We start from the raw sequence: 18422 nt of genomic DNA, 5'->3' as shown, positions 1-18422 counted from the left end.
GCATCCTTTTATGCGAAATCGCATTGCGGCTTTAAGGAAAAAGCTGTGGCCTGTGACTCTATGATTCTTCCTGTTATTCTCTCCGGAGGCTCTGGTTCTCGCCTTTGGCCTCAGTCTCGGGCGATGTGTCCGAAACAGTTCCAGCCTTTGGTAAACGAGTACACGCTTTTTCAAAACACTATCCAGCGTCTGGAAGGTTTAGAAAACCTACAGCCTCCCATAGTTATTGCTAACGAAGAGCATCGTTTTCTGGTCGCGGAACAGCTTCGGCAGCTAAGTTGTTCGGCAACTTCCATTGTGCTTGAACCTGAAGGGCGAAATACGGCTCCGGCCGTTGCTCTTGCAGCATTTCAAACTCTAGCAGAGGGTGATGATTCACTTCTGTTGGTACTGGCTGCTGATCATGTAATTCTGGATAACGAGGCATTTCATCAGTCTGTAAATACTGCAGTTTCTGCCGCTGAAGCAGGAAAATTGGTGACCTTTGGTATTACTCCAGATCGTGCTGAAACCGGATATGGTTATATTCGGGGACGCTCACCTTCTTCTCATGAATCCTTAATGGATGTTGCCGAGTTTGTGGAAAAACCTGATAAGGCAACAGCAGAAGCTTATCTCAGCAGCGGTGAGTATTTTTGGAATTCCGGCATGTTTTTGTTTCAGACTTCTGTTTATCTGAACGAATTGAAAACGTACCGGCCCGATATCTATAAAGCCTGTGAACAGGCTATGGCAGTGCAAAAACCTGATCTTGATTTCACCCGTGTCGACAAGGTTCAGTTTCTGGATTGTTCAGCAGAATCTGTAGACTGTGCGGTGATGGAAAAAACCGATAAGGCCGTTATGGTTCCTATGGGTGCTGGCTGGTCTGATATTGGTTCATGGTCAGGATTGGCTGATGTGCTTCCAAAAGATCAGCACAACAATGTTGTGTCTGGTGATGTATTTGCTCTGGGCTCACGCAACTGTTTATTACGGGCGGAGAAAAAACTGCTGGCCTGTATTGGTTTGGACAATCTCGTTGTTGTCGAAACCGATGACGCTATTTTGGTGGCAGATAAACACCGTTCTCAAGATGTGAAAACACTGGTGGACAATCTTCACAGGCAAAACCGTCCTGAAGCACAAAATCACCGAAAAGCTTTTCGCCCTTGGGGATGTTATGACACGGTGGATATTGGTGAACGTTTTCGGGTGAAGCGAATTACTGTTAATCCTGGAGCGAGGCTCTCTAAACAAAAACATTACCACCGTGCAGAACATTGGGTTGTGGTTTCTGGCACTGCCAAAGTAACTTGTGGAGAAAAGATCTTTCTTGTAGCAGAAAATGAATCCACGTTTATTCCTGTAGGTGAAGTTCACCGTTTGGAAAACCCCGGTAAACTTCCGCTCCACCTGATTGAAGTGCAAAGTGGCGGTTACCTCGGTGAAGACGACATTGTTCGTTTAGATGATACCTATGGACGCTCGTAACTTTCATAGGGAGAAACTGATTGTCTTCTCCTATGCTTCTACTAAAGCATGGGAGGCACGATGAAAACAGTTCTGTGTTACGGCGATTCCATAACCTGGGGTTTTAATCCTCTGACTGGTAACCGGCATAACTATGAAAACCGCTGGACTTCAATTCTGCAGTATCAGCTGGGCGAAGACTATCAGGTTATACCGGAGGGGCTGACAGGGCGCTATACCGTCCATCAGGATGCCTGGCGGGAAGGGCTGAAAGGTTCTGAGTTACTTCTGCCGATTCTGGAAACCCACAAGCCTGTTGATCTACTGCTTCTTATGTTGGGCACAAATGATGTGCTTCACTTTCCAGAGCTGACCGCTAGCGATGCGGCTCGTGGCGCAGAGGTTTTAATTAAAAAGGCTTTAACCAGCGAATGCGGATTAGATAATTCTGCTCCTCGCATCCTGTTACTGGCACCGCCATTAATGGGCACCCTGTCGGCAGAGTTGGCAGAAATATGTCATGGTCATCCTGTACGTTCTGAGAAGTTTTCTCATTATTTCCGCCAGACAGCCAAGAGCTTGGGAGTCAGTTTCTTTGATGCCGGAAAAGTGTGTATTCCCAGTTGTGCAGATGGTGTTCATCTGGATGAAGAGGGTAATCGCTTGCTGGGGGAAGCACTGGTTTCCGAAGTATTGAAGGTTCTTACACCTTAATAATTTGCGACTCCAGAACCCAGAGAGTTGCTGTCAGAAGTAGCGCGAACAGAGTCAGAGTCAGGTAACTTAAACGGTTATTGGACTCAATGGCTAATGTCTCGTTGTCTTGAATGAAATGGTCACTAGTGTTCTGTGTTCGCTGGGTAAACAGGCAAAGAGCAACACCTGTGGCTGCAGCAAACCCGGTCAGGTTCCAGAGCACCCAGTGAACAGTTCCACTACACCACAGGCCTATATTCAGCGCTATTCCTGCCAGAATTCCTACTAAAATTCCTTTCGCAGAAACCCTTTTGAACAAAATGCCAGCAATAAATGCTGCCAGTATTGGACCATAGAAAATTGAGCCTGCTTTATTAATTGCTTCAATCACAGTATCTGCAAAATACCTTGTGGTCAGAGCCAGAAGAATAATTAATCCGCCCCAGAGTGCAGTGGTCAGACGACCAGCCCACAACACTTGTTGAGAGCTGAGTTGGTTTTTGCGGGGGAGAAAGTCTTCAATTGTCACTGCTGAAAGGGAGTTAATGGTGGAATCAAGGCTGGACATAGCCGCAGCTAAGATAGCAGCAACAATAAATGCTCTCACACCTTCTGGCAGATAGTGAATGATATAGAGCGGAACAAGCCCGTCGCTACTTTCATTAATGGCCGTTTGAAGTTGGGGTTCTTTCTGGAGAAAAATTCCCAAGGTGACTCCTAGGAATATATACAGCATATGCAGGGGGAGTCGCCCAAGGGCATTAAAATACAAAGACTTTTTTGCATGGTTGTTATCCTTGGCAGAAAGTTGCCTTTGAGCCTGGCTTTGATCAACGCCGTAGTAGGAAAGGTAGAGAAACAGGCTGCAGACAATAAACGCCCAGAGTGGAACCTGGCTCATGGAGCTTGGATTCAGAGCCGCCTGGCTTTCTGCTGAAAGAAAATGATTGATTTCAGCGAACCCGCCATCAGGCATGGTGTAAGCCAGACAGAGAGCTAGCCCCGCCACAAGAATCACCATTTGAATCACATCGGAGTAAACAACAGCAGTCATCCCGCCAATCACGTCATAAAGGACCGTGACAATGCCAATCAAAAGAATCATTTGCCAGATAGGCAGTTGCAGGCAGGCAGAAAGAACAATGGCTGTAGCATAAGTGCTGATGCCGGCCGCTAAACCCCGACTTAACAGAAACAAGGCACTGACAAGCTTCCTCACAGACCGGTTAAAGCGAAGCTCAAGGTATTCATAAATACTGATTAATGAGAGTTTTCGAAACAGGGGGACGAGCAACCCGGCCACAATAATAAGTGCCAGCGGCACTGCAGGTTCCATACGCAATAGTGTCAGAGCCCCGCCTTCATTGAGAGCCACAAACGCAGGGATAGAAATAAAACTGATGGCTGAGGACTGGGTGGCCATTGTGGATGCGCCAACTGCCCACCAAGGAAGACTGCGGCCACTTAAAAAGTAATCTTCCTGAGAGTGGTGTTTTTTACCCAGAATAATACTGACAACAATCATCAAGCCTAAATACACGGAGATGATTGCCCAATCCAGTGAAGACATAAAAAAGCCGCAGTCGTTAAACTGCGGCAACTATAGATTATGCGTCAGATGTTGCTGGTTTACTCATACTCAACAATGCTGGAAACATTCAGGCCATAAAGGGTATCGGTATACTGAGACGTGTTTTTTTCTACCTTGATGGTGCCTTCAATCCAGTAGGGTGTATAACCGGCTTCCGTGACCTTGATGCCTTTGTCATAACGCACATAAATGGTCTGGTTGGGCGGTGGTGGCGGTGTATGCACGCAAGCTCCCAGTGTAGGTACCAGCAGCAGTTCAGTGGCAACCTGATTCTTGTCCATATTCAGAGGAACAAGGAAGCCGGGAATCTTAACCTGGGATTTATCAAGGGTCTTCACCGGGGTATTACCCAGTGTTTCCATGTAATCCATCACATCTTCCCGATCCATTTCACCAGCTTCATACTTTTTAACAACTGCTTCATCGACAGGAGGCATCAGAGCTTCCCAGCTGATTTCTTCAAAGGCTGTTTTTTTAGCAGCGTCTTCTGCCTGTGCCAAAGTGGCTAGCCCCGCTATCAGCAGAGCTGTGAAAAAGGTGGTAAATCGTTGAAACATAAACTTTCCTCTATTCGTTATTGTTCTTCTTTACAGACGTACGGTTAAACCGTCTGCCAGTGAATTCCTATAAGCCCTCCATGCTGGAATTGCACCCAGAACGGTCGCGCTGATAACAATCAATCCCGCAAGAATTGCTTCAAACTGTCCGGGCAAAGTTATATCCAGATGTAAACCCAGGTTGCTTTGAAGTATTGGTTGTACCGAGAAAAGCAGACCATACATCAATGCAAAACCCAAAGCAGTTCCTGCCAGGGCATAAATCAGGGACTCAGTGATCATCAGGGCAAAGATATGCCAGGGGCGGGCACCCACGGAACGCAGAATAGCCATTTCCCGTCGCCTTTCATTCAGGGACGTAAGAATTGTGGTCAGCATGCCCATCAAACCCGCAATAACAACCATCACCGAAACAGCCAGCAGCGCTTTCTCTGCAGAACCAACCAGCTGCCAGAGTTCACCTAAAGCAACACCGGGAAGAATGGCGGTGAGGGCTTCCTGTGGGAACTCATTCACTTTGCGCTGATAGCGGAATGCGGCGATACGGGATTTCAACCCAACAAAATAAGCAGTTACGCTGGTTGGTTGAAGATCCATGGCTTCTGCTCTGTCTGCCGAAACCGAGAACGCGGCAATGGGAGGCGCGCCGTTTACCCAATCAATATGCAGAGCTTCAATACCTGCCAGGGAAATCATTATCGCCCTGTCCATAGGTGTTCCGGTTGGAGCCAGAATGCCAGACACGCGGAATGGTTTGTCATCATGATTCTGCAGGCTACGGCTTTCGACACCATGACTCAGTACAACATCCTGTCCGGTTTTATACCCCAGTTCTTGTGCAACAGCTGAACCGAGAACAGCATCATAAAGGCTGTTAAATGGCTTCCCTTCTACAAAAGACAGTGACTGTTTATTGCCGTAGCGGAAGTGCTGGAACATTGCGTCCGATGTGCCAACAACCCGGTAACCTCTGTGGGAATCGCCAAGAGCGATGGGTACAGTCCAGGCCACAGCAGGGTCAGATGATAACTCCTGGTAAGTTTCCCAGGTAATATTGTTGGTGGCATTACCAATATGGAAAACAGAATAAAGCAGGAGGTTCAGGGAACTGCTGCGGGCACCAACCACCAGATCAGTGCCAGACACTGTACTGGTAAAACTGTTTTTGGCTTCAACCCGAATTTTCTCCACACCTAACAGCAGTGCCACACTGACGGCTATGGAGAAAATGGTCAGCAAGGCCGTCATCCGACGGTTTTTCAGGCTTTTCAGCGCAAGTGTCATTACCGACATCAGGCAGTCTCCTTCTCTTGCACAGATTCAGCAAGGTTGTGCTGACTCATCCGGTTAATCGTATGCAGGGGAATGGAGCGATCAAACAGTGATTCCAGGGTTGGGTCATGGCTTACGAAAACCAGCGTGCTGCCTGCCGCTTCACACTCTTCAAACAATAATTTGATAAATGCTTCCCTAGCATCTGTATCCAGTGCGGACGTTGGTTCATCGGCAATAATAATATCCGGCTGGCCGATCAGAGCGCGTGCTGCCGCAACTCGCTGTTGTTGGCCAATACTCAGCTCGGTCACATTGCGTTCTATAAGAGTCGGGTCAGTGAGACCAAGGTGGTTCAGCAGTCGAATCGCTTCCTGCTTTTCTTCAATGCCTGTTTGCAGAACATTTTCTTTTCTGGTGTTTGCAAACCCCAGGGGCAGAGTGACATTCTCAACCACGGAAAGATAAGGGATCAGGTTAAACATCTGGAAGATAAAACCAATATGTTCTGCCCTGAAGTGATCCCGTTCCGCCGGAGACAGATCAACAAGATCTGACCCCAACACGGAAACCTGCCCTCGCTCAGGGGTTAGCACCCCGCCAAGAAGGCCGAGCAATGTGGTTTTACCGGAACCAGATGGACCGCGGATAAAAACCTTCTCTCTCTGGCGAACAGTCAGCTCCTGAATATCAAGTACAGGCGTACCGGGCTTCCAGCTGAACTGAATATCCTTCAGGTTGATAACCGGTGAGTGAGAGCTAAGCATTTTAGAAACGCACCTCGGGCTTTTCGTGGGTCAGATGGCTGAATACCTGACCTCTGGGAGCAATTCCCTGAATCTTCAGCTCTTCACTGTTAGGGAAGGTGGTGAAGAAGGTTGTGCCCAAGCTGCGCAGTTTATTGATATTGGCGCACTGGTACACGTAGGTGGCTTCAATATCCATATGGGTATCTTCATGATGCTCATCGTGGTCATCATGATTCTTGGCATGATGTTCATCGTGGTCGTCATGCTTTTCTGCATGATGCTCATCATGATCGTCGTGCTTTGCAGCGTGATGTTCATCGTGATCATTGTGCTTCTCAGCATGGTGTTCATCGTGATCATTGTGCTTCTCAGCATGGTGTTCACCATGATCGCTTTCGGCACCCGGGATCGTGGCTTCTACCAGCTTGCACGAGGCTTCAGGAGTAAAAGCCCATAATTCAGCAGACTTGAGCTGCTTGTGTGCAGCTTCCAGTTTTTTGTGCTGTTCTTCTGTGGTGATTTTTTCAAAGCCAAGAACATCAAAGCCCGGAGCTTTCAGCTCCAGATAAACCTGATCGCCTTCAATGGCAAAGTTGAGTTCACCTTCACCGTGCTGGTGAGCGCCGGCATGGCGGGTTTCATTGGCGGCCCATGTTCCCATGGAAAATACAGCACAGGTCAACGCGGTGGCAATACGGCCGATTTTTGGGGAATGTCCCATGTTTCACTCCAGATAATTTTAAGGTCGTTGTGATGAATCAAACGGCCTTAGCTGGAGGGGCACGGGTTACCCTGTTGGTTGGCGTTTTTAAAGAGTGTGGTGGACGTTCCGTCTCAATCTGTTGGGGAGGTTGAAATACAATTTTTGTATCAACACCATAAACAACAGGAGGTGCTTGAGTAAACAGTTTACAGCTGGAGCTGTGATGCTGGTCGGAATGCCAATGTTCGGCATGATCTTCCAGGCTCAACGATTGATAAAGCTCAACAGCAGAGGGTACAAAACTTTGTTTTGGATGCTCGTAGCCGTGATGGCTATGGCTGACTGAGTAGAGGGCAACCAGTATATATACAGCCAGAAACAGCCAAACCTTCGCGGGGCGCTGTTGCAAGCTGTTTGTTGTATGAAAAATACTGGAAACCATGAAACCTGCTTTATCTTTTCCGGCCCTGTGGAAATTTGCAGTAACAACTGAAGTTTCACCAGAGTGGACGTTACAATATAACAGGTTTCATTTTGATGAAAGTGGGTTATATCTCAGTTTCTGCTTCCAGCTGTTGAAGCAACATATCCAGTTTGGGTGTTTTTATTCCAGCCTGTCGTGCAACCCTTAAAGGATTTCTGTAGATATACTCCAGCTCCAGAGGTTTTTGGGCACGGTAATCCAAAAGCATGCTGGGCAGGTAATCTTTCATTTTATCGGTATTGTCCAGCATATTGTCAGCCAGAGAAGAATCAAGGCTGATGCCTTCACTTTGTGCGGAAGCTATCACTTCCAGCATCAGGTCTTTAATCAGGGCACGACTGGAAGGGTGGGCCATAATCGGGCCAGTTGACTGATTCAGTACTACAGAGAGGCCGTTATACGGCATATTCCAGACAAGCTTTTCCCAGCGGGCGCGGGTCAGGTTATCGGATATCTGGATGGGTATACCTGCCTTTTCCAGCTTGTTTGCCCAAAGCTCAAATGCCGGCTGATCTTCTGGTCGAAAAGCGCCAAGGCGTATAGCACCATAATCCAGGTGAGAAATATGCCCGGGGCCAACCTTGTTACTGCAAACAAAACACAGCCCACCGAGAATATTTATCTCGGGGAACCGTTCGGCAACCTGTTGCTCCAGACCAAGGCCGTTCTGCAAAATTAAAACAGTCAGCTCTGGGTGAGCAATCTTTTCCAGAGTTTCAAACAGTACAGGTATATGAGTTGTTTTCAGCCCAACCAGCAGCAGATCACAAACCGGGAGTTGTTCTGCACTGGCGTAAACTTCGGGATTGGATAAATGAAAGTCACCAAATACAGAGTCAACTTTCAAACCGTTGTTCTGAACATGTTCCCTGTCACTGTTCAACAGCCAACAGATCCGCTCTCCCACCTGAGCCAGCATGCCACCATACAACCCGCCAACAGCTCCGCCACCCAGTACTGCAACTGTCATAGTTATCCTGTTATTTATTACTCTTCATTAGCGTGAAGGCTGACACTTCTTGACTGAATCGGCAAGTTCAGAAGTTCATCTGGTGTATCAATAATAAATGTTGGATTGTGCTCATCAATCTCAGCCTGTGATCCGTAACCCCAGCGCACAAACGCAGAGCGGATATTGTTTTTGTTGGCGGCAATCATGTCCATAGAGCGGTCACCAATCATAATGGTGCCCGAATCAATCACCCCTTCAGCCATCAGTTGTTTAATTTGCTGCGACTTTTGAATGTTGTGGCCACCACCGCTAATGGTTTTGAAATAATGGCGTAGGCCAAACATTTTCAAAATACGATCAGCAGAGTCAGCATTTTTGGTTGTACAGATGCCCATGGTGATGCCGTTGTTATGCAGAGATTCCAGAATCTTGGGAACATCTGTGTACACTTTGTTTTCTGTATAACCTTTAGCGCGGTAGCGCTCGCCATAAATGGCGATATATTTTTTCAGGGTTTCTTCATCATCTGTTGCTGCCAGCTCGGTAAAGGATTCATACAAAGGTGGGCCAATATATTTGCCCAGTTGTGCTTCTGGTTTGGGCTGGTGGCCGAAATGTTCCAGAGCATGGTTAATTGATCTGGCAATTCCTTCAAGTGGATCGCTGAGGGTTCCGTCCAGATCGAAAAGCAATTGAATTATCATCACAAGCTCCCTTTGCATTAGGTTCTGTTTGGCGTTTGGTTACCGATAAACAACCTGGAACGTTTCCAGTACCAGCATCATATCTTTCGATGGCTTAATATTTAATTCCTCACACTCAAGGGAAAAGAATTCCCAGTGTGCCTTGCGCCACCAGTCCAGTGATTTATCTCCTTCCCCTTCAGCGCAGGCAAACTCTTCGCTGACTTCATCGAACCGGCACTCCTTCACAGAAGTTGTCTTAATAATTGCAACTGGGTTTCCTTCCCACTCAGTGACTACCTGCAGGTGATTTCTTTCTGGGTAGGGTTCCCCCTTATGCTCATACCAGTACTTCATACTGCAGGTGGCGGTCTTTTCACCTTTGACTATCAGGTTTGCACAGATATCTGCATTCACCTGATCAGCGCAAAAGTAATCTGCACTGAAGCTGCTGTACCTGAGCCGTTCTTCAGTCGGCTGAGTTTCCAGAAAATTCTTCAGATAAATAAACGGTTGTTCCGGCATCGCTTTTTTAGCCAGATACAGCTGATGCTCGCAGGCCAGACGGGCTTTTTGAACATCTTTGATATCGCTCCAACATATGCCATTCTGTATACCACTGATCCGTTCATCATATTTTTTTGAGGCTCTCTCAAAGACTTTGTGAACAGAAATCTTATCCTCCTTCTCAAGGCTCAGCAGCAGGTTCAGATAATCCCAGAATACGTCACCAAGCTCTTCTTCCAGATAACACTGGCGATCACTGTCCAGTTCTTCAGCCACTTCATCCAGCTCAGTTTTTATCTCCCTGAAGTAGGTTTCACTTCCGTTTGACCAGTCGCTGGTCTGATCAATCTGGTTCTTGGCTTTTACTGTGTGAAAAAGTTGAAGCAAGTGTTCAGGATTCATGGCTTGTAATTATCCAGGGCTTGTCTCTGCTGCGCTGAGGATACAGAAGAACGGGATGAATGAAACTATGACAATTTATGCAGGTATCTTTGGTTGAAACTGTTATTGCGTATGACGTTTTCGATGGCACCGTTAGACCTTCTCAACCGGTTCCTTTATAAACGAAATCAAAACCAATAATAAAAAGAGGTAATCATGAACAGACGCTGGTTTCTGGCCTCAACGGCTATGGCTGTTTCCGGGTTTGCCACCTCTGTGATTGCCCGGCTGGGGCTGGATCAAAATGCCCATCTTGCTCTGGGGCCATCCATTACCGAACAGCCACAGTCTTTTTTCTCTGCCAGTCAACGGGCACTTGTTGCTCAAATTACCGAATCAATTATTCCCCGTACAGAAACTCCCGGTGCGATTGATGCGGGTGTTCCTGTTTTTATCGAACACATGGTTGCGCAGTGGCTGACTGAACAGGAGCGGGAGGTGTTTCTGCAAGGGCTGGAGCAGGTTACTCGTTTAAGTCAGCAGGAATATCAAAAGAGTTTCATAGAACTGACGGTAGAGCAGCGCATTTCTGTTCTTGAAACTCTGGAAAAAGAAGCCAGTGATTCTCCGTGGTACAGCTTTGGTAATGTGCAAAGGGATTTTGTGGAAGGTGCACCATTTATCTGCCAGATCAAAGAGCTGACCATCTTTGGCTTTTACTCATCGGAAGTGGGAGCAAAAGAAGTTTTGCGGCATAACCCCATGCCAATGTCGTTTGATGGTGAATACGCGCTGGATGAAGGCGACAGCACCTGGTCAACAATTCGTGTGATGTAGGAGCTTGCCATGATTGCTGATGAAAGCCGTACGTATGATGCCATTGTTGTGGGTTCCGGAATTACCGGAGGCTGGGCAGCCAAAGAACTCACTGAGAAAGGTTTGAGTGTTCTGGTACTGGAGCGTGGCCCCGATAAAAAACACGGTCTTGATTATATTGGTGAGCACACACCACCCTGGCAGGTGCCATTTGCCAACAAAGCCGATCGGGATAGTAACCAACGGGATTACTCGATCCAAAGCCAATGTTATGCCTTTGATGCCACTACCAAGCATTTCTTTAATAATGATCGGAATAATCCTTACGTTGAAGATGGTGACAAACCTTACCGCTGGACCCGTGCCAATGGCGTAGGCGGGCGTTCTACCATCTGGGGCCGGCAGACATACCGCTGGAGTAATCTGGACTTTGAAGCCAATGCTCAGGATGGTCACGGCACCGACTGGCCTATTCGTTATAGCGATATTAAAGACTGGTACAGCTACGTTGAAAGATTTGTCGGTATCAGCGGTCAGAAAGAAGGTCTGGCCGAATTGCCTGATGGTGAGTTCCAGCCACCCATGGAAATGTACGCTCTGGAAAAAACTATAAAGGCCCGGTTAAAAGACAAAATGCCAGAGCTGACCCTGACTATGGGGCGCACTGCCATTCTTACAGAGAATCTTGGTCACAGGGCTGCCTGCCACTATTGCGGCCCTTGTCCACGGGGGTGTTCCACTGGCAGTTATTTCAGTTCCCAAAGTTCAACTTTACCAGCGGCGCAGGCTACGGGACGTTTAACTTTACGCCCGAACAGTGTGGTTGAACGTTTGGAGTATGACGCCAAAGCTAATCGAGTTTCTGGCGTGAAAGTGATAGATGCGGAAACGAAAGAGCCAATCACTTATCGTTCCAAACTGGTTTTCCTGTGTGCTTCAACCTTGGCCAGTACCCAGATCTTGCTGAACTCGAAGTCTGAACACTTTCCTAATGGTATGGCTAACTCCAGTGGTGTGCTGGGGCATTACCTGATGGACCATATCAAGGTTCAGCACTTTGGCGTGTTTGCGGATGATATCGATAAATATTATCTCGGCTTTCGCCCAACAGGTGCTTATATTCCCCGTTTTAAAAATCTGAACAATGAAAAGGGTGAAGGTTTTCTGAGAGGATACGGCATCCAGACAGATGTTGTTCGGCCAGATTGGCGTTTTCACTTTAACCAGAAAGGTTTTGGCGCAGACCTGAAAGAAACGCTGCGAAAGCCTGCTCCATACTGGGTCTGGGTATTAGGTGCTTTTGGCGAGAACCTTCCAAGCTATAACAACCGTGCGGTGGTGGATGAGAGCCGCCCTGACCGGTTTGGAATTCCCCAACTGCGTATGGATATGACCTTTGGTGAAAATGAACAGAACATGGCGGAAGATATTCAACGGTCAGCTGATCGTATTTATCGTGCCGCGGGTGCCGTATATATGGAAACCAATGCCAATGTGAGTACGCCAGGTAGCAGTATTCATGAGATGGGCACAGCCCGTATGGGCCGTGATCCGAAAACGTCTGTGTTGAATGGCTGGAATCAGTCTCATGATATCCCCAACCTTTTTGTTACCGATGGAGCCTGTATGGCGTCATCATCCTGCGTAAACCCATCACTGACTTATATGGCACTGACTGCCAGAGCCTGTGATTATGCGGTCAAAGAGTTGCGTAAGGACGCTATTTAAAGAGTTAAGAAAATGATAAAAATAATTGCCTATAAACTCTTGCTTGTTCTGGGCCTGCTGCTTCTGGCTGCAGCTCTGTTTGTTACTTATCAGCTATGGAAGTACGAACTGTTCAAAACTCCGGTGTATGAAGTGGAAGCACCAACACTGCCTGCTTTTGAACAGGATGTTCAGGTGCTGATGTTTTCCAAGACCAATAGCTACCGTCATCTTGACGCGATTCCTGCGGCTGAAAAGTTATTTAATGAGTTTGCCCAAAGTAATGGCTGGGATCTCTACATTACCGAAAATGCCGCAGTTCATAATCCGGAGCAGTTAAATCGTTTTGATTTGATTATCTGGAATAACGTCACCGGTGGCGTATTAACTCAGGATCAGCGAAGTGCGCTTCAATCATATATGGAGCAGGGCGGTAAGTTTCTTGGGCTTCATGGCACTGGCGGTAATGAAAAATATGAGTGGCAGTGGATTCCCGATAACTTGATTGGTGCACAGTTTACCGGTCACCCAATGTTTCCCCAGTTTCGTGATGCCACATTGATTACCGAAGACCAGATACACCCGGCCACAGCACATATGCCCAAAACCAAACCCTGGTATGAAGAGTGGTACAGCTTTGAGAAAAGTCCTCGTGGCAATGGTGCGGACATTCTGATAACTGTTGATGAGACGGAGTATCAGGTGCCTGAAAAGTTGAGAATGGGCAGAGATCACCCTTTGGTGTGGCACCATAAGATTGGAAAGGGTACGGTCTTTTACTCAGCTTTGGGGCACAGGGCTGAGGCTTACCAGGATAAAGACTATAGAGCATTACTCGGCTCTGCTTCCCTATGGTTGCTTCAGCAGTAAATTCAATATTTCTAAGTTCTTTCTGCGGCACTCTCAAGGCGAGAGCGTCGCGGTAAACGCCACAGAATAACTATTCCCCCAACAAAACATCCACTGGCAATAACGGCCAGTTCGTAATATTCCCAGCGAGGCAAGTAAACAGAGGCGACCTTGAAGCCGGAGTAGAGCCAGTAAATAAACTCGATTTCTACAGCATGATAAAGCTCGAAAAAGAAACGGCTGGTGGCGGGCAACAGAAAGTACACATAGCTGGTTGTAAGGATGGCAACAGCAAGTGGAAGCCTTAAAGATACCTGACCAGTCATGCCTGAATACTCTTTGTTATTATTGTCTTTTATAAATCGTCTTTATTATTGCTTGCTATCCCTTATGAAACCAGTGCCTTATTTGGGTTTTTCCAATGATAACCACGAGTATTGGTAATCCACTCAAAACCTAGTTTGGAAACAATCGGCTGGCTTGTAGGTAAGGCATCAATGGTTAGGTATTTTCGCCCACGCTGGCGTGCCTCTTCTGCCCGGGCGGTTACCAGTTGTTGGTAAATACCTTGCCCCCGATATTCAGGAAGTGTGCAGCCGCTCCATAGCCCGGCAAAAGGACTTTCTGGAGTAAAAGTTATTCGGGCAGTGCTGTCAGGCTTGTTATCGATGTAGGCCACATAAACAGACAGTGTTTCAGGCGCATTTTTGATGCTCTTTAGAAGCTCTTGCCCGAAAGCGGTGAAGTCCTCTTGCCAGACCTCCTGTTTAATAGACAAAGCATCACTAATACCCTGTTTGTCAGTTACTTTGGTAATTTTGGCTGGAGACTGGTGGTTAGGGAGCTTCAATCTATCGAGCTCACACACCATAAAGGCTTCTGTGTCATCTTCCTGAAAGCCATGTTTCAACAAATGTGAGCCAATATCTGCAGGCCTATCGGTATCGTAAACTTTCCATTCAAAGGGCAGGGCTCTATCTTGGAAGAAGGAAACCTCCCGCTGAATACACCGGTCAACTTCAACGCCCGACTTATCTGTAAAGTTGAAGTAACTGATAAAAGCTCCCTCACCGCTTTCCGGAATTATCCGGGTTGCACTGTCACTTAATACACAGTGGGCATTGTATTGGCTGTACTCCTTTCGCTCATAAAAGTTGTAAAGATCGATGATAGCTTTTGTGTTCATTAAACAAACCAGTAGTGGACAGTAGCGGCCTGGCAAGGTTCGCAAAGGATAATGTAATCAAGAATAAAAGAGATGGGCAGAGGGCGGAGAAAGTGCAGCGATGAGGGCTCTTTTCATCGCTGCAAATTGGATGCATGAGCTAGCTTCTTGGTTTTTTAGCTTCTCCTTCCAGCTTCATACCAGTCACTGCCAGCTTCAACAATTTGATGGGACTCTTGGTAAACAGTACTTCAATCAGTTTGTCGAAAATCCGGTACTTTTTCATGGTATACGGATACCAGTTGGGCTCAATAATATCGCTCTGTTTATCAATCAGAATGGACTTGCTGCGGGTAAAGGCCAGCAACCCTTCAGCGCCTTTGGCCCGGCCAAAGCCACTTTCTTTCTGACCACCAAAGGGCAGGGCGGGGTTGCCTTCCGTGAGCATGACATTGTTAATCGAAACTGCGCCGACCTCTAATGCACGGGCAACCCGCTCTGCACGGTTCAGGTCTTTACTCCACACGCTGGCAGAGAGGCCGTACTGATAACCGTTGGTTTCACGAATCACGTCTTTTTCGCTGTTGAAACGATAAACAGGAATTAACGGGCCAAAGGTTTCTTCGGTATGCAGCTGCATATCGGGCGTAATGTCAGTGATCACAGTGGGCAGATAAAAGTTATCTCCCAAACGTGCTCCTCCAGTAAGAATCTTCGCGCCTTTGCTGCGGGCATCTTCCACATGCTGCTCAATAATATCCAGCTGGAAACCGGCAGTGATGGCACCGATATCGGAGTCACCGCGATCACCGGTGTTAACGACCAACTTTTCGGTTTCGGTAACCAGTTGTTTTAAAAACTCGTCGTAAATGGAGTCGTGGATATAAAGCCGCTCGACGGATGTGCAGGACTGCCCAGCATTGGTCAGAGCCCCCCAGAGAGCGCCGGCAACAGTGCGTTTGAGATTCACATCATCAAAAACAATCATCTGGTCTTTGCCACCCAATTCCATTTCAGCAGGAATCAGCAGGTCGGAGGCCTGACGAAGAATACGTTTACCTGTGCGGGTTGAGCCGGTAAAAAAGATTTTATCGGGACGAGCCGCAATCAGTTGCTGAGCAGTTATACCGGAACCATAAGCAACCTGAACAGCACGCTTGATCAGTGGAGAGGCTGCAAGAACTTCTTCCAGCAAACCCTGTAGTGGCGTTTGTTCAGAAGGCTTCAGGATCACCGCATTGCCGGCCAGAAAAGCACCGAGAGAGAAAGTCATGGCAATATGGAACGGATAGTTCCATGGAGCGACTTTCAGTATCACGCCATAAGGTTCATGGAAGATACGTGACTTTTTACCCAGAAGGGTAATAGGTGTGGCAACCTTTTCATCTTTCAGGATTTTCGGAGCGTTATGGACATTCCATTCCAGGTTATCCAACACGCCCATAATTTCTGAAACCAGAGCGTCGGTGCGGGTTTTACCAGTTTCATCGCAAATGCGGTCAACAATATGATTCCGGTTATCACGGATATAATCCATTACCTGTTCAACAGCATGTTGGCGCTGTTTCAGAGGTGTTTTCCGTAACTCCTGGGCAACAGTGCGGGCTTGCTCAAACAGAGCGTTTACCCCTTCCTGCCCGGCTTCCTGCAACTGGTAAACAGTCTGTCCGGTGATGGCTGAGCAAACAGGAATGGATGATGTGTCGTGTATAAGTGTGGTCTGTTCGCTCATAACGGGCTTTCTTCCTGAGTTTTATTTTTGGAATTAGGTGTATCTGGTTTGCATGACACTTGGTAATCCATTACCTCGTAGACACGATTGGGGTGATAAGGATTGCCTTGCCCGGAGTAATAAAGCGTAAAAACGATTCCCCGCAGGCCGAATAGCAGTAAACGCAGCTGGGAAGCTAAAGCGTCACTCCACTTTGGCATATTGTCAGCCTTCTGCAGAGATTCCAGTAACCATTGCAATGCTGAGAGAGGGAGAAAACTCAGTAAGGTCAGTACCAGCTTTAAGGATTGCAGGTCACCAGCTGGTGTGGGTTCCAGAATGGTGTCGATATTGTACAGACAACCCGATTCAGAAAAGGACGGGAAGTCATTCTCTGATGGAACCATAATGTCGCCAATGCGGCTCACAGCCTTTAGTTGACGCTGATTAAGGTGCTGGGAGGTTGTATAAGTTGTAGTACTCACAGGCTGACCTCCTGGCTTATAGTTTCACTGGGAAAAGTAATCTCTGATGCGCTGCTGAGGCTTTGCCCGAACTCTGCCAGAAGAGCCTGACTGGCCCGATGGCTCTGGGCCATGATAGAAAGTGAAGGGTTAATGCCGGGAGCCATCGGATAAATGGAGCCATCGGCAATACTAAGGTTTTCAAAACCGTGTACCTGGAAACCTTCGTTAACAACAGAATTCGCTGCTTTTTGACCAATATTGCAGCCGCCCATCAGATGCAGGGCGATACACAAAGGTGATTCAATAATTTCCCGGGCATTTACTGCCTCGAAAATATCACGAATCTGTTGTTTGCCCGCTTCAGCTTTCTGGCGGTCTATATCCGACAGTGGTTTATCAAGAACCAGGCGGCCACTGTTATTGAGTTTGATGGTGCCGGGAACTTCATCGCGTACCGCCACTTCAATACAGGCCATATGACGAAACTTAGCCATAAACTCCTGATGGCGGGAACCAAAACCGGTTTTCAGCATGGCAACAGCGGCGGGGCCGGCAAAAACATTCTCCAGCTTAAAGCCTTGTTTGCGGAAGCGAGGGTCATCGGATTTTAGCGACTGAAACGCACCTTTATGGGAATCAATAATTTCATCCATAAGGGCAATGGTCATAAATTGGGGATGACAGTGGAAACCATGTCCCAGTGCTGGCAAATCTTCACCATATCCAGACTTCAGCAACAGCTCGGTAGAGCCAAGGCTGCCAGCGGCAAGAATACACTTGCGGGCGTAAAGAACCTGGTACTCACCTTTATGGGAACCGTAAACGGCTACCTGCTGCGGGCCATGAACAACCTGGTGTACATGAAACTGGTCTTTTAATACTGCACCTTTTGAAAGGGCTGAAGGCAGGAAGGACACTGCCATACTTTGTTTGGATTCCCGTGGACACCCGCCAAGGCAAACAACGCAGTCATTGTTTTTGTTGTCGCAGTTTTTCTGGCCGCGGCGCAGAGGTGCTCGCTTCAGGTTAAGTTTGTCGAAGCCTTCTGCGTATAAGTGGGCATTACCATTCCAGTCCGATTCCGAAATATATTCGAGATTAAGGCGGCTTTCGATCTCGCTGTAATGCTCATCCATTGTTGTCCGGTTGTAGAACTCGACACCGGATTTATTACGGAAATCATCCAGGGCTATATCGTCAAAGCGGTCCAGCAGGCAGTTATTAATAATGGTGCCGCCACCAGCGACTTTTCCCCGCAGGAAAACTGTGCGGGCATCTTTGCTGGGATCCATACCTCCATTCCACATAAGCTGAGTGTTGGCATGAAGCTCATCGGCAGGGAATTCCTCAGCACGGTAATGTTTTCCCGCTTCCAGCAGGCAGACATCCGCTCCGGCAGCACTGAGATAGTGTGCGAGCACACTGCCTGATGCCCCTGTACCGATAATTATGAAGTCGTGAAATCGTTTTATTGTTGTCATCTTCAGGCTCAGGTCCCAGCTAAATACGGCGGCTGTCTATGCAGAGCTCTCTGCAAATAACAGACGACTGGATTAGTGTAATGAGCTAAAAGGTACTTTCGTACCAATAAGGCTCTAATTTTACACCTTTCTGATCAAAGGAACAGCCCTTAGGGGGCGTTTTCAATTAAACATCGAACTCAGCATTTCCGAGAGTTGC

19 protein-coding genes are annotated in these 18422 nt (G+C 47.5%); 5 read left to right on the top strand and 14 right to left on the bottom strand.

What is annotated here, in order from left to right:
- The first annotated feature begins 45 nt into the window (after positions 1–45).
- A complete protein-coding gene (locus ACY2RR_RS11905) occupies positions 46–1473 on the top strand; it encodes a mannose-1-phosphate guanylyltransferase/mannose-6-phosphate isomerase (protein WP_490108365.1) in 1428 nt (475 codons plus the stop codon).
- A 60-nt stretch (positions 1474–1533) separates the two neighbouring features.
- Positions 1534–2166 carry an SGNH/GDSL hydrolase family protein gene (locus ACY2RR_RS11900; protein WP_490108364.1) on the top strand — a complete coding sequence of 211 codons (633 nt, stop codon included), beginning with the start codon at positions 1534–1536 and terminating at the stop codon, positions 2164–2166.
- Here the strand turns inward: ACY2RR_RS11900 and ACY2RR_RS11895 are convergent.
- The 9 genes from ACY2RR_RS11895 to ACY2RR_RS11855 form a co-directional block, all read right to left on the bottom strand.
- Positions 2156–3718 carry a sodium:solute symporter family transporter gene (locus ACY2RR_RS11895; protein WP_490108363.1) on the bottom strand — a complete coding sequence of 521 codons (1563 nt, stop codon included), beginning with the start codon at positions 3716–3718 and terminating at the stop codon, positions 2156–2158. The two genes, ACY2RR_RS11900 and ACY2RR_RS11895, sit on opposite strands and share 11 nt — an antisense overlap.
- A gap of 59 nt (positions 3719–3777) precedes the next feature.
- Entirely contained in the window at positions 3778–4296 is a 519-nt protein-coding gene (locus tag ACY2RR_RS11890; RefSeq protein ID WP_490108362.1) for a DUF3299 domain-containing protein, read from the bottom strand.
- 30 nt (positions 4297–4326) lie between these two features.
- Positions 4327–5589, bottom strand: coding sequence for an ABC transporter permease (locus ACY2RR_RS11885; RefSeq protein WP_490108361.1), 1263 nt, complete (start codon positions 5587–5589; stop codon positions 4327–4329).
- Complete coding sequence (locus tag ACY2RR_RS11880) at positions 5589–6335, bottom strand: ABC transporter ATP-binding protein (RefSeq protein WP_490108360.1); 747 nt, start codon at positions 6333–6335, stop codon at positions 5589–5591. Before ACY2RR_RS11880 ends, ACY2RR_RS11885 begins: the two co-directional genes overlap by 1 nt.
- Position 6336: 1 nt before the next feature.
- The gene (locus tag ACY2RR_RS11875; RefSeq protein ID WP_490108359.1) at positions 6337–7038 is read right to left on the bottom strand and encodes a ZrgA family zinc uptake protein; all 702 of its coding nucleotides are present in this window, start codon (positions 7036–7038) and stop codon (positions 6337–6339) included.
- Positions 7039–7075: 37 nt separating this feature from the next.
- On the bottom strand, positions 7076–7462 hold the full coding sequence (locus ACY2RR_RS11870) for a hypothetical protein (protein WP_490108358.1): 387 nt from the start codon (positions 7460–7462) through the stop codon (positions 7076–7078).
- A gap of 106 nt (positions 7463–7568) precedes the next feature.
- Positions 7569–8474, bottom strand: coding sequence for a putative 2-dehydropantoate 2-reductase (locus tag ACY2RR_RS11865; protein ID WP_490108357.1), 906 nt, complete (start codon positions 8472–8474; stop codon positions 7569–7571).
- Between the two features lie 17 nt (positions 8475–8491).
- Positions 8492–9160 (bottom strand): HAD hydrolase-like protein, encoded by a 669-nt coding sequence (locus ACY2RR_RS11860; protein ID WP_490108356.1) that lies wholly within the window; start codon positions 9158–9160, stop codon positions 8492–8494.
- Between the two features lie 39 nt (positions 9161–9199).
- Positions 9200–10048, bottom strand: a complete 849-nt coding sequence (locus ACY2RR_RS11855; RefSeq protein WP_490108355.1) for a MazG nucleotide pyrophosphohydrolase domain-containing protein — start codon at positions 10046–10048, stop codon at positions 9200–9202.
- A 195-nt stretch (positions 10049–10243) separates the two neighbouring features.
- Here ACY2RR_RS11855 and ACY2RR_RS11850 point away from each other — a divergent pair, with 195 nt between their 5' ends.
- Genes ACY2RR_RS11850 through ACY2RR_RS11840 form a run of 3 tightly spaced genes read left to right on the top strand, consistent with a single transcriptional unit; the run spans position 10244 to position 13420 of the window.
- Positions 10244–10864, top strand: coding sequence for a gluconate 2-dehydrogenase subunit 3 family protein (locus ACY2RR_RS11850; protein ID WP_490108354.1), 621 nt, complete (start codon positions 10244–10246; stop codon positions 10862–10864).
- A gap of 9 nt (positions 10865–10873) precedes the next feature.
- Positions 10874–12571, top strand: coding sequence for a GMC family oxidoreductase (locus tag ACY2RR_RS11845; RefSeq protein WP_490108353.1), 1698 nt, complete (start codon positions 10874–10876; stop codon positions 12569–12571).
- A 12-nt stretch (positions 12572–12583) separates the two neighbouring features.
- Positions 12584–13420 carry a ThuA domain-containing protein gene (locus tag ACY2RR_RS11840; protein WP_490108352.1) on the top strand — a complete coding sequence of 279 codons (837 nt, stop codon included), beginning with the start codon at positions 12584–12586 and terminating at the stop codon, positions 13418–13420.
- An 11-nt stretch (positions 13421–13431) separates the two neighbouring features.
- Here ACY2RR_RS11840 and ACY2RR_RS11835 read toward each other — a convergent pair whose 3' ends face one another.
- From ACY2RR_RS11835 to ACY2RR_RS11815, 5 genes are all read right to left on the bottom strand, one after another.
- On the bottom strand, positions 13432–13725 hold the full coding sequence (locus ACY2RR_RS11835; protein ID WP_490108351.1) for a hypothetical protein: 294 nt from the start codon (positions 13723–13725) through the stop codon (positions 13432–13434).
- 62 nt (positions 13726–13787) lie between these two features.
- The gene (locus ACY2RR_RS11830; RefSeq protein WP_490108350.1) at positions 13788–14585 is read right to left on the bottom strand and encodes a GNAT family N-acetyltransferase; all 798 of its coding nucleotides are present in this window, start codon (positions 14583–14585) and stop codon (positions 13788–13790) included.
- 139 nt (positions 14586–14724) lie between these two features.
- On the bottom strand, positions 14725–16296 hold the full coding sequence (locus ACY2RR_RS11825; RefSeq protein WP_490108349.1) for an aldehyde dehydrogenase family protein: 1572 nt from the start codon (positions 16294–16296) through the stop codon (positions 14725–14727).
- Positions 16293–16760 (bottom strand): hypothetical protein, encoded by a 468-nt coding sequence (locus tag ACY2RR_RS11820; protein WP_490108348.1) that lies wholly within the window; start codon positions 16758–16760, stop codon positions 16293–16295. Before ACY2RR_RS11820 ends, ACY2RR_RS11825 begins: the two co-directional genes overlap by 4 nt.
- A complete protein-coding gene (locus ACY2RR_RS11815; protein WP_490108347.1) occupies positions 16757–18223 on the bottom strand; it encodes a GMC family oxidoreductase N-terminal domain-containing protein in 1467 nt (488 codons plus the stop codon). The genes ACY2RR_RS11820 and ACY2RR_RS11815 overlap by 4 nt, the downstream gene beginning before the upstream one ends.
- Positions 18224–18422: the final 199 nt, after the last annotated feature.

It is taken from the genome of Parendozoicomonas sp. 2304DJ65-17 (assembly GCF_058148445.1).
Note: the sequence above shows the minus strand (reverse complement) of the source record. Positions and strands in the feature narration are given on the sequence as shown.